Origin of the sequence: Ochrobactrum sp. AN78 (assembly GCF_029909885.1) — a bacterium.
Lineage (GTDB): Bacteria > Pseudomonadota > Alphaproteobacteria > Rhizobiales > Rhizobiaceae > Brucella > Brucella quorumnocens.
The window spans coordinates 52,672-64,921 of sequence record NZ_JASAMU010000013.1; the positions used below are offsets into that span (position 1 = coordinate 52,672).

A 12,250-nucleotide genomic window follows, 5' to 3' on the forward strand; every position below is an offset into this window, starting at 1 on the left:
GCGGTACCCAGCGGGTCTTTCTTGCCATGGTGACGCGCCTTAGCAGGCGCGGCTGGTGGCGCGATCGCGGGCTTTCACAGGGCCCGGCCTTTTCGCCGTGCGAGAGCGATGAACTGCAGCGCGACGCCCAGGATCAGAAGCACCAGCAAGCCCGCCTGGGCGCCCAGCAACAGCGGCGCCTTCAGGTCGGTCACCAGCGGGTGACCATCGGGAACACGGCGCAGGATCTCGCTCACCGTCGGCACCATCAGCAGAAAGGCCGACAGGCTGAGCAGCAGCGTTTCAATATAGCGCGCCGCAGCGCGCGAAAATGGGAGACGGTGAACACCATACCCGGCGATCAGCACTGACAGCGTCGCGGCACCAATCAAGAAGCTCACCGCCTGTCGCGCGACGAGAAAGGTCGTCAATGCGCCAATCAGCATGAACAACAGATAGAGCCTGCCGGCCAGCGACCCAGGCACGATGCGCCCATAGCGCAGGAACATGTAAAAGGCCAGCGGGATTGCCGGTAGACTGCCGAGCGTATGCAACCAACCAAGGGGGGAAATTCCAAACATCTCAAAACTCCGGACAGAAGCGGTTTATGGAACGAATATACCTACTAGAAGGTAGATTTCTAGGCAAAGCTGACGCCGCTTTGCGCCATAGGGATTGGCACGCGATCATCGCGCAATCAGGCGCTGCAAAAGCGGTTCGGTAATTTTTGAAAACATGGTCGGATCGCCATAGGCGCGTGCCGAGAGCATAGCGCCATGCACGCCAGCCATGAAGGCTTCAGCCTCGATTTGCGGCGAATGCTGCAGATTAAACACGCCATCCGCCACTCCGCGTTTCAGCACGGCGGTCAACCAGCGCGACAAGGACTTGAAATAGGCCTTGATCTCGCCAATCAGCGGCGCAGGCAGAACCGGCAATTCGCTTGCCAGCAATGCACAGACACAAAACGGCGTTTGACCGCCCTCGATACAGTCGCGCCAATAATGGCTATAGGCGCGCAATTGTCCGTCTGGCTCTGCGATCGCAGCCTCAAGATGGGCGAAGCTCGCTTCCGTTTCCGTGTGGTGCCGACGGATGAGAGCGGTGACCAGATCGCGCTTGCTGGGGAAATGGTGATGAATGCTGGCCTTGCGGATCAGCACCACTTCGGCGATGTCGGCATAACTGAACCCGTTATAGCCGCCCTTCAGGAGGAGGCTTTTCGCACAGGCCAGAATATCGTCGGCGGTTGTTGAATAAATGTTCATGCCTCAGCCTACCTTCTAGTAGGTTGCTTGTCAACTCCCCGCCTCACCCTTTCTCTTTGCCACGCCGCCCGCCCTGCCCCGGTCGGATCTGTGCGCCATCGCCGGTTTTCCGGCGGTCAACCCATTTTTCGCAAATGGCGCCTGGGACAGGCGCGCGCCTCGATCAGCCCGCCACGTGGTCTCACCCCCAAATCCGATCCCAACGGGATCCTTGGACCCTGATTGCAGAAACCGGCAGAGCACCCGCCCGGCGCGAAACGGAAAATGATATGGGTTGCGCGCGCGTGCCGGGCTTGTGCACAAACTGGAAATAATGCGGGATCGAATTACATAAGCACGTGAATATATAAGCAAAATGTGCCATCTTCACATTGATTTAGGCAATTCTCTTTACTGATCTTCACTATCATGGAGAAATGCGATGAAACTCTTTCGATCTTTTTTTTGCCTGTGCTTTTGCCTATGCTTTTGCTTGTCTTTGTCGCTGTTGTGGAATGGCGACGCCCAGGCCGAGCCGCTTGCCAAGCCGGCAGGAAAACCCATTCTGGTGATATCCGGCAAGATTACCAATACCAATGTTGGCGAAACCGCCCAGTTTGACCGCGACATGCTGGAAGCGCTCGGCCTGCAGACCGTTGAGACTGCCAATCCCTGGTATGATGGTCGCGTGCGTTTTGAGGGCGTATCCATTGATAAGTTGATGCGTTTGGTCGGTGCCAAGGGAACAAAGGTTACAGCGGTGGCGTTGAACGATTATGTTAGTTCGCTGCCGATGGAGGATTTCAAGAAGTTCAACGTGATTCTCGCAATGAAGCGCGATGGCACTTACATGGCGGTCCGTGACAAGGGACCGCTTTTCATCATTTACCCATATGACAGCGACCCGCAGCTCCAGACACAGACCTATTACACGCGCTCGGCGTGGCAGGTTGCCAAGCTCATCGTTGAATAGAGGCAAAATGTGAGACGTATCCTGGGCGTGATTATATTCTGTTTCGTGCTGGCAACGGCCTATATTGCCTATGTCATTGCCGAGCGACAGACCGCGCTTCAGAAATTCGCGCGTTATAATGATTCCTGGTCGATTGGTCAGACCGTGTCGGAATATCTGCGGCTTGAGCATGTCTTGGCCGCCTATGCGCTTGATCCAAACGATGAGCGACGTGAGGAGGCGCGTCTGCGGCTCGATATCATGCTGGGACGCCTTGAATTGCTGCGGCAGGGCAACCTGCGCGCCTTCATCCAGGACGATCCGCAGCGCCGGGCGCTGTTCCTCGCGCTCAATAGCACGCTGGACGGCCTCGACACAGGATTTGACCAGTTGGATGGCGAGAGCATCAGGCCGCAGTTGCGGGCGATGGCGATGCTTGACGGCCCGATGACTGCCCTTGCATCGACAGCCGTCGAATATGATGTCGGCCTCATCGACACCGCCCAGGCGGAAGTGCGCCAACTGCATCTCATCTATACGGGCCTTGCAGCAGGGCTGATCCTGTGTGGCATTGTGCTTGTGCTGCTGTTGTTGCGCCACAACAAGTTGCTGGATCGCGCGCATGGCAAGATGCAGCGGCTGACCAATGATCTTCAACAAGCGACCGGGGAGTTGCAGTCGCAGAATTACCGCCTTGAACATGACGCCCATCACGATGCGCTGACCGGCCTGCCCAATCGCGTTCTGTTTCGTCAGGATCTGGAGGAACGGTTGCGTACAGCGCAGACCAGTCGACGATCGGCCATGATCCTGCTTCTTGATCTCGATGGTTTCAAGGATGTCAACGACACACTCGGCCATGATGTCGGCGATGCCTTGCTGCAGGCGGTTGCCAGGCGATTGGCAAAGATTGGCTCGGATGGCGACGTGGTCTGCCGGCTGGGCGGCGATGAATTTGCGCTTCTGACCACTGGCCTTGCGGAAGCAGACGCGCTCCTGCTCGCTGCCGATTTGATGGAGGCCATCAGCCGCCCCTATCTTATCGGCGAGCTGGAAATCAAGATAGGCACCTGCGTTGGCGTCGCCATCTCGCAGGGCGAACCCAATACGGAAGAACTGTTCAAGCATGCCGATCTGGCGCTTTATGAAGCCAAGGCGCTGGGGCCCGGCCATGCCAGTCTTTTCCGCTCGCAGATGCAAACACGGCTGCGCGAGAAGAAGTCGTTTGAAGCGGATCTTCAGAAGGCGCTGGTCAATGGGGAAATGGCCGTCTTCTATCAGCCCCAGGCGCGGACAGACACAAGGGAAATCTGTGGCTATGAAGCGTTGGTTCGCTGGGACCATCCGGTGCGTGGCGCGGTGCCACCGATGGAGTTCATCCCGGTCGCCGAGCGGATAGGCTTTATCAATCTGCTGGGAGAATGGGTGCTCATGACGGCGTGCCTTGAAGCGGTGAAATGGACCAAACCCTTAAAGATTGCCGTCAATCTTTCACCGGTCCAGTTTCGCAGCCTTGGCCTGATTGAGAGTGTCACGCAGGCGCTTGCGCAAACTGGTCTGGCAGCCGATCGGCTGGAACTGGAGATCACAGAATCTGTCTTGCTGGACAAGAATGAGCAGACGCTCAATACGCTGCGACAGTTGAAGGCGCTTGGCATCCAGATTGCCATGGATGATTTCGGCACCGGCTACTCCTCGCTGGGCAGTCTGAGTGGTTTTCCGTTCGACAAGATCAAAATCGACCGGTCCTTTGTTCGTGACGTCACCACGCGTCTGGATGCACTGGCGATCGTCGAACTTGTGACCGGGGTCGGGCGCAGTCTCAAGATGATTACCATTGCCGAAGGCATCGAGACCGAAGAACAGTTTGAATGTCTCAAGCGGCTGGGGTGTGATCAGGTGCAGGGCTATTTGATCGGCAAACCCGTTCCGGCATCGGAGCTCCGCGTCAGGCATGAAAGTGACAGCTACGATCTGAAAGCGGCGATCTGATCCTCGCATCGGTCTTGTCGCATAGCGCTGGCGGTGGCCCTGCAAATCAGCTAGGTCAGGGGCCATCGCAAACTCGACTGCGGCATCACGCAGGCAACCCAGGCAAAGACGTGTTGAACGTACATGGCATTCGTGTGCCGATCACCTCGCAGGAGGTGTCTCGGGTCATCTGGCAGGCTCTTGAAAGCCAGTCTTATGAGGCCAAGGAGGCGCGGTCGGTGTTCAAGGCGGTCAAACCCGGCGATCGGGTGTTGGAACTGGGCGCGGGCATCGGTATTATCACCGCGGTCATCGCCGGCATTGCCAATGTAACCATCTGGGCGTTTGAGGCAAACCCGGCCACAGCGGCGCTGGCTGCACGGGTGATTGCGGCCAATGAAATTCACAACGTCGTCTTAAACCAGGGTATTCTCACTGCGGGCCAACCGCGTTCGCATGCTTTTTATGTCCGGCAGGATCTGTGGATGTCGTCGATGGATGAAACCCAGGGGCCCTATCAGAGCTGCATTGAACTGCCATCCGCCAATATTGACGACTTCATCACCGCGCACGCCATCAACGTCCTGGTCATGGACATCGAGGGGGCCGAGCGTGATTTGCTTTGCAATGCCGAGCTTGCGGGTATTGAGCGAATTTTTCTTGAATTGCACGACCACCTTTATGGGCTTGCCGGCATCCGCGACATCACCCAAGCCCTGACCGGCAAGGGCTTTGCCTATGATCCGCGCGGTTCGCAGGGACCCTGCGTGCTGTTTGCAAAAGATGACGGCGCGCGCCTTTATTGTCCCGACTAAGATTGGCCCGCGCCCAAGCTGCGGCCTCGGCTTAGTGATGCGGCGTGGCAACCATCGCCAACGGGGAGCCGCTTGCAAACCCGCGGCTGAGTGACGACGCCGTTTCGTGCGCGCGCTTGCCTGATCCTAGCCATGCTTCGGCTGCGCTTTTCTCCTCTTAAGGCCTTCATTGCGCGGGGGTTCCCGCGGGATTCTACCAGACCAGGCAGCGGCTGGGCCTTGTAGCCCCTTTCGATTGTAGCCCCTTGAGATTGTAGCCCCTTGGGATTGTAGCGCCTTGGGATTGCAGCGCCTTGCCGGCGCCAAGGCGATAAATATGAGTTCTCCGCTCTTGTTTTGGTCCGTCCATTCGGATTATAGGACATCCGGGCCGAACAGGCCGTTGATACGCCACGCATCCAACCGAGGACCTCTCCCCGTGATTGCAATGAAGTCTTTTCTGGCCGCAGCGTGCTTTGCGGCCCTGTCGGCATTCCCATTCGATCTTGCTGCGGCGGCTTCGACGCATTATCCGCTGGTGCTTGAGAATTGCGGTAGCAAAGTTCGCTTTGACGCGGCGCCGCAACGGGCGATCGGGCTTGGACAAAACAGCGCCGAGATCCTGCTTCTGCTTGGTCTTGAGGACCGGATGGCAGCCACCGCATTCTGGCCGAGCAAGGTTCTGCCCGAGCTTGCGGATGCCAATGCGAAAGTCAAGCTGCTCACCGTCGAGTTCCCGACCTTTGAATCCCTGCTTGCGCAGGACCCTGATTTTGTTGCCGCAGCCCTGCCTAGCCTGGTGGGTCCGAACAGCAAAGTCGCCAAACGCGAGGATTTCGACAAGGTTGGCGTCCCCAGCTATCTGTCGCCGAGCACCTGTTTGAGCACCATGCAGGTCAAGGATGAATATGGCAGCCGCGATCAGCTATGGACCATGGATCTGCTTTATCAGGAGATTGACGAGCTTTCGCAGATTTTTGATGTGGCCGATCGCGGCCAGACGCTGATCGCTGCTCTCAAATCGCGCGAGAACGCGCTGCGGAACCGTGTTGCAACCGGTGGCAAGAAGCTTGGTTACGTGTTCTGGTTCTCCAGCCAGTCGCCTTCCGCTGACGCCTATCTGGGTGGTGGCAATGGCGCCTCCAGTTACATTGCCGATATTCTGGGTGGTGAAAATGCCATCAAGGCCAAAGCGGAATGGCCAACGCTTGGTTGGGAGAGCATCATTGCCGCCAATCCCGATGTCATCGTCGTCGCCAATCTGGACCGCAATCGCTGGGACCTCGACAAGCCGGAAGCCAAGATCGCATTCTTGAATTCTGATCCGGCGGTCAGGGAAATGCCTGCGGTCAAGAACCGTGCCATTGTGGTCATGGACGGACAGGCGATGAACCCGACCATCCGTACCCTTTATGGCGCGGAGCAGGTCGCCCGCCAGCTCCAAGCGCTTGGTCTGCTTCAGTGATCGCGTGCCGCCGGCCTATCGGGACGGGCGCGATGGGTGCGGCCGTGCTCTTGCTGTCCCTGTTGGCAATTCTACTCGTCGTGGGCATCAGCACGGGAATTGGCGATCTGCCGATCCCGCTGTCCACCACGTTTTTTGCTGTCACCAACCGGCTTGGCTGGAGTGGGGTTGAACTCAATCGCATTCATGAAACCGTCATCTGGGACTATCGCCTGAGCCGTGCGTTGGTCGCAGCGTTGTGCGGTGCAGGGCTCGCCTTGTCGGGTGCGATCATGCAGTCGCTGTTGCGCAATCCCCTGGCCGAACCCTATGTGCTTGGCATTTCGGCGGGGGCCTCCACTGGCGCGGTTGCCGTGGTCATCCTGGGTTTGGGGGCGGGTGCGCTGTCGCTGTCAGCGGGCGCGTTTGCGGGTGCGTTTCTTGCGTTCTTGTTTGTTGCCCTTCTCTCCAATGGAACCCGCGGTGGCGCCGATCGCACCATTCTAGCCGGGGTCGCAGCCTCGCAGCTCTTCAACGCTGCAACCTCCTATATCGTCACCACCTCCGGCAATGCCCAGCAGGCACGCGACGTCATGTTCTGGCTGCTTGGCAGCTTTGGCGGCGTGCGCTGGCCAGAATTCATGCTGGTGGGCGTGGTGATCGGCCTGGGGCTGCTGATCTGTCTTTTTTATGCGCAGGTGCTGGACGCATTTGCCTTTGGCGATGAGGCCGCCGCATCGCTGGGTGTGCATGTTGGCCGCGCGCGCATTGCGTTGTTTGCGCTGACTGCGATGATGACAGCGACCATTGTCAGCATGGTGGGCTCCATTGGCTTTGTCGGACTGGTTGTCCCGCATGCGGCGCGTTTTCTGGTTGGGCCGCTGCATATCCGATTGCTGCCGGCCTGCGCGATCGGTGGCGCGATTTTCATGGTCCTGGCCGACATTGCCTCCCGCGCCCTGGTCCCCCAGCAGGTTCTTCCGATCGGGGTGGTGACTGCCCTGGTGGGCGTGCCGTTCTTTTCGATCATTCTTTACCGGTTTCAGCGCGCATCATGACGATCAAGGCGGACAATATCACCTGGACAATTGGCGGCAAGACCGTGCTGGATGGCGTGTCATTTGCGGCAAAGCCCGGCCAGATGCTCGGGCTTTTGGGACCCAATGGATGCGGCAAGACATCCTTGTTGCGGCTGCTTGCCGGGCTGAAGCGCCCGACACAAGGCCGTGTGCTGTTGGATAAGGCGGATCTCGCCACCGTATCACGGCGCAAGCTCGCGCAGCGCGTGGCCTTTGTCGAGCAACATGCCACCACCAATGCCAATCTGACGGTGCTCGACGTGGTCAGGCTTGGCCGCTTTCCGCACAGATCCATGTTTTCCGGCTGGACGGGCAGCGATGAAAGCGCGGTCGAGGATGCGCTTGAACGCACCGGCATGCAAGCCAAGCGACAGGATCGCTGGCAGAGCCTGTCGGGGGGCGAAAAACAGCGCGCGCATATCGCTCGGGCTTTGGCGCAGATGCCGCAGGAACTTATTCTTGACGAGCCGACCAATCATCTTGATATCCAGCACCAGATGAGCCTCCTGAAACTGATTTCCAGTCTGCCGATCACCAGCATCATCGCCTTGCACGACTTAAACCATGCAGCGATGTTCTGTGATCGGTTGATGGTGATGCAGGCAGGCAAGATCGTGGCCTCTGGCACACCCGATGAGGTCATCCATCAACAGCTTTTAAAAGACGTGTTTCATGTCGATGCGCGGGTGGAGATCTCAGCGCATTCGCTGCGGCCGCATATTCATTTTCTCAAGGATTGAGCGCGACAGCGCAGGCTGCGATCGGATCCATGCGAAGCAGCAAAAGCGAGACGTGATGAGACGCACCGCGCGAAAACTGCTAGGATGGTGTGGTCAATGCCCCAAACCGAAGCCAGGAGACAACAATGAAACTCGCTTTCTTGACGACCGCAGCGCTCGTTTTGTCCGTGACATTTGCAATGGCGGACTGCCCAGGCCATAGCCCGCAATCATCCAAGATGGAAAAGCCGCAGACAACGGCGAGCCTTGAGACCACGGTAGCGACGCAAAAATGAAACGGCAGATGATGCGCCTGCAGCCAGAAAGCACGCTTGTCTTCTGGCTGCATTGCCGGGTGTGGCGATTGTGAACCGCAATTACGATCAAGCCCTGGTGGCGGGAACCGGTTTGATTTGACGACCAGCATCTGAGGCCACCTGGTGCCCGATTTTCATCCGCTTAGAAAAAAGCAGCATGTTACAGCGTGTTATGCCGGGCAGCCTGTTTCGATTGAATTACCGATCGCTCTTGCGCTTTTGATAGTCGTTGTCATGGACCTCCGAGGCCATGCGTCTGAGCGCCCGACCGATAGCGGCATATTCATACTCATTGAGATTGGCCAGGGAAGCGCGTCCTGCCGGCTGCAGGGTGCCGAAGCCGGTTCCCGGCAACAAGACAATGCCGGTTTCATCTGCAATCCGAAACAGCAGTTCCGTCGGCGAGATATTGTTTTTTACCCAGGCCGCGAAATCATCACCATAAAGCCGCTTTGCGATATCTTCGAGGTCGAGCAGCGTATAATAGTCAACCGCGTTCTCATCGGACTGCGGTGGCAGGCCCAACTCACGATAGAGAGCGGCCTCGCGGTTGCGGATGAGTTGCTTCAACTGGGCTTTATAGGCATCTTTCTCATCCATCAGGCCGAAGAGGGAAAACAGCACCATCTGCACCTGCTGTGGTGTTGAGAGCCCAGCGGTGTGGTTGAGCGCGACGGTGCGGCTGTCGGCGACCAGGCGGTCGATGAATTTCAGCGTGGAGACATCAGGAACCAGCGATGCGTAGCGATCGCGCAGTTCCGCCTGCGCATCGGACGGAAGCGCTTTGAGCTGCGCGTCAAGCACATTTTCCTTGTGCATCGCGATCGCCCCCAACCGCCAGCCCGTCGCCCCGAAATATTTGGAGAACGAATAGACAAGCATGGTGTTATGGGGACAGACTGCGAATATCGACTTGAAATCATCGGCGAAGGTCCCGTAAACATCGTCGGTCAAAATGATCAGGTCAGGACGTTTTTCCTTAACGATACGAGCGATCTGTTCAAGTCCGTGCTGATCGACCTTGACCGAAGGCGGATTGCTTGGATTGATGAGGAAGAACACTTTGATGGCCGGATCGAGTAGCTTGTCGAGTTCGGCTTGCGGATATTGCCAACCCTTGTTGGGGTCGGCATTGATATGCACTTCCTTCAAGCGATAAGTGTTGAGCTGTGGAATTTCGATATAGGGCGTGAAAGTCGGCATTCCGATTGCCACCGTGTCGCCTTCCTCGAGAATTCTATTTTGTTTGAGTGTGTCGAAAATATAGGTCATTGCGGCGGTTCCCCCTTCCACCGCAAACAGATCGATCGTTTCAGAGCTCATATAGCCGCCGATCATTTCGCGGACCAGATAGTGTTTCACAATCTCTTCGCTGACTTTGAGCATCCGGGGTGGCACTGGATAATTACAGCCGAGGATCGCTTCGACCATTTCATGCAGGAATTCAGAGGCCGACAAGCCGAGCTGATCGCGCACATAAGACAGGGTGCGCCCGAGGAATTTCACCCCTTCCTGGTCGCTATGTTCGGAAATGAAGCGTTGAAATCTGCCTTCAATGCCTTCAATTTTCGGCAGTCCACCAATGCCGTTTGACAGATAGGAATAGGAAAGCTCCGCTTCGGCGACGGCAAAAAGGCCCAGCCGCAAGAAGGCGCGCCGTGGCACGGTTGCCAGAAAGTTTGGGTTGCCGCGTCCGGCGTTGAGCATGGCGTGGTTTTCCTTACCCGACGCGACCGCGATAAGCGCGTCTTTCAGCTCAAACGGACTGAGTTTGGCAAATTTGCTGTAATCGGTCTTCACCATGTTCTGTTCCTCAAGAAAAAGCCACAACCAGCGGTCCGAGCAATGTCAGGAAGACATTGGCCAGCGCATAGGTGATTGCGAACGGGGTGGTGGGAATGGAATTGCCTGCCTTGTCGAGCACTTCGCCAAAGGCTGGATTTGCACTGCGCGATCCGGAAAGTGCCCCGGCAAATATCGCCACATTGTCGTATTTGAGCACATAGAGCCCAAAAAACAGCGTGATGATCAAGGGGAGAATGGTCACAACCATGCCGACGAGAAAGATCGTCAATCCACTGCTCATGATGGTCTGCACCGCCTGCAGGCCCGATTGCAGGCCGACAACCGCGACAAAGCCGGCAAGACCAAGATCACGGAGCAGGGTCGATGCGCCACTTGGCATATTGCCAATGGTCATATTGCGACTGCGATACCAGCCAAACAGCAATCCCGACAGCAGCGCACCGCCACCACTTCCCAAAGTCAGGGGAATTGAGCCGATGCGAACAACTGCAAGCCCGATCAACAGTCCGAAGGCAATACCAAGGCCATGAAAAACGAAGTCGGTCTTATCGCTTGCGACCAGAACGGGGCCGATGGATCGTGCGGCACGCTGCAGATCCTGTTGTGTGCCATAAAGTGAGACAACGTCGCCGGCCTGTATCACGGTTTCCGGACGGAGCGGCAAAGGCTTGTCCGCGCGTTTAACACCCACGACATAGACGCCGTGGCGCAGATCGGGACTGATCCCTTCCCTGATGGCTGCGACGGTTTTACCAATATAGTCCGTGGAGGTGATCGTCACGTCATGAAGCGCCACGACCACATCCATGCCATCGGAGGATTGTAACTCCGTTCCGATTTTCTCACCGGAGGAAACCACGCCCTTACGACGTCCGACCACCAGGATGACATCGGCCTCTTCAAGGCTGAGATCCGGTGTTACCCCGATGATCTTTCCTGCCCGCTTCACGCGTTCAATCGTAATGGGACTATCGCCCCCGGCGAGTGCCTCGCTCTGGGCAACCGTCTTCCCGGCTGCGGCTGTGACACGGTAGATACGACCAACCAGGTCGGGCGCGGCATCGCTTTCACCCTGTCCCAAAACCCGAAGGCCGGCAAGCAGCGCCGCTTGCGCCTTGATCGCATCATCGCGGATGGTGCGACCCATGATCTTCGGCAGCACGTTCACGCAGATGATAATGGCGCCGAAAGACCCGAAAATGTAAGTCACAGCATAGCCCACGGCAACATTTGCCTGGAGCCGCTGCGCTTCCTCGGCGGCCACCCCCAATTTCGAAATGGCGGCACTCGCGGTGCCAATGATTGCCGACTGGGTAAGGCCGCCGGCAGCAATGCCGGCAGCAATGCCTTTGTCGAGACCGAAGATCCGTGCCATGATGACCACGGTCGCAAGCCCGCTGATTGCCAGCACTGCAGCCATTGCGATTTCGCGGATGGATTGGCGTCCCAGCGAACGAAAAAACTGCGGCCCGCTTTCAAAGCCGACAGCATAAATGAACAATGCGAAGAGAATGGCTTTCACACCATCATCAATCTCCACCCCGACCTGGCTGATGAGCACCGCGACAAGCAATGACCCAGCAACCCCACCAAGCTGGAACTTTCCGAAATTAATCTTGCCGATAGCGTAGCCGCCTGCCAGTGACAGGAAGAGCGCTATTTCCGGAGCCTGCTGAAATATCGAATGAAGCCAATGCATGCCTGCCTCCGAGCCTCGATTTCTACTGAAATTATCTATAGGTTATTTTCTTTTATCAAGGCCATATCGCGTGGTTATTGAAAATATATTCGATAATACTCTTTGACGATTGGAACTATTCTATTTTGAAACTATAAGAAATGCATCTGCGACCGTTGAATGTTCGATATGGTCTGGCCAGCAACCCAAGCAAGCGTTGAAGTTCGGTGGGGATGGCCGCATCGCGAACTGCCCTCAAAGGCG

Annotated in this window: 11 protein-coding genes; 7 read left to right on the top strand and 4 right to left on the bottom strand. The window is 57.1% G+C overall.

The window, feature by feature from the left end; translation table 11 throughout:
- Positions 1-74: 74 nt before the first annotated feature.
- Positions 75-560 carry a hypothetical protein gene (locus QBD00_RS19720; protein WP_151094370.1) on the bottom strand — a complete coding sequence of 162 codons (486 nt, stop codon included), beginning with the start codon at positions 558-560 and terminating at the stop codon, positions 75-77.
- A 105-nt stretch (positions 561-665) separates the two neighbouring features.
- Entirely contained in the window at positions 666-1,247 is a 582-nt protein-coding gene (locus QBD00_RS19725; protein WP_318580332.1) for a TetR/AcrR family transcriptional regulator, read from the bottom strand.
- A 421-nt stretch (positions 1,248-1,668) separates the two neighbouring features.
- On the opposite strand from QBD00_RS19725, the gene QBD00_RS19730 reads away from it, so the two are divergent.
- The 7 genes from QBD00_RS19730 (at position 1,669) to QBD00_RS19760 (ending at position 8,481) form a co-directional block, all read left to right on the top strand.
- Complete coding sequence (locus tag QBD00_RS19730) at positions 1,669-2,199, top strand: oxidoreductase (RefSeq protein ID WP_151094374.1); 531 nt, start codon at positions 1,669-1,671, stop codon at positions 2,197-2,199.
- Positions 2,200-2,208: 9 nt separating this feature from the next.
- On the top strand, positions 2,209-4,170 hold the full coding sequence (locus tag QBD00_RS19735; RefSeq protein WP_151094376.1) for a putative bifunctional diguanylate cyclase/phosphodiesterase: 1,962 nt from the start codon (positions 2,209-2,211) through the stop codon (positions 4,168-4,170).
- Between the two features lie 110 nt (positions 4,171-4,280).
- The gene (locus tag QBD00_RS19740) at positions 4,281-4,964 is read left to right on the top strand and encodes an FkbM family methyltransferase (protein ID WP_191793783.1); all 684 of its coding nucleotides are present in this window, start codon (positions 4,281-4,283) and stop codon (positions 4,962-4,964) included.
- Positions 4,965-5,391: 427 nt separating this feature from the next.
- The gene (locus tag QBD00_RS19745) at positions 5,392-6,408 is read left to right on the top strand and encodes an ABC transporter substrate-binding protein (RefSeq protein ID WP_151094380.1); all 1,017 of its coding nucleotides are present in this window, start codon (positions 5,392-5,394) and stop codon (positions 6,406-6,408) included.
- Positions 6,409-6,440: 32 nt separating this feature from the next.
- Positions 6,441-7,445, top strand: coding sequence for a FecCD family ABC transporter permease (locus QBD00_RS19750; RefSeq protein WP_318580333.1), 1,005 nt, complete (start codon positions 6,441-6,443; stop codon positions 7,443-7,445).
- The gene (locus QBD00_RS19755) at positions 7,442-8,206 is read left to right on the top strand and encodes an ABC transporter ATP-binding protein (RefSeq protein WP_151094384.1); all 765 of its coding nucleotides are present in this window, start codon (positions 7,442-7,444) and stop codon (positions 8,204-8,206) included. The genes QBD00_RS19750 and QBD00_RS19755 overlap by 4 nt, the downstream gene beginning before the upstream one ends.
- Positions 8,207-8,331: 125 nt before the next feature.
- Positions 8,332-8,481 (top strand): hypothetical protein, encoded by a 150-nt coding sequence (locus tag QBD00_RS19760; RefSeq protein WP_191793785.1) that lies wholly within the window; start codon positions 8,332-8,334, stop codon positions 8,479-8,481.
- A gap of 219 nt (positions 8,482-8,700) precedes the next feature.
- Here QBD00_RS19760 and QBD00_RS19765 read toward each other — a convergent pair whose 3' ends face one another.
- On the bottom strand, positions 8,701-10,305 hold the full coding sequence (locus tag QBD00_RS19765; RefSeq protein WP_151094386.1) for a bifunctional aspartate transaminase/aspartate 4-decarboxylase: 1,605 nt from the start codon (positions 10,303-10,305) through the stop codon (positions 8,701-8,703).
- A gap of 10 nt (positions 10,306-10,315) precedes the next feature.
- Positions 10,316-12,007 (bottom strand): aspartate-alanine antiporter, encoded by a 1,692-nt coding sequence (gene aspT, locus QBD00_RS19770; protein ID WP_151094388.1) that lies wholly within the window; start codon positions 12,005-12,007, stop codon positions 10,316-10,318.
- Between the last annotated feature and the right edge of the window lie 243 nt (positions 12,008-12,250).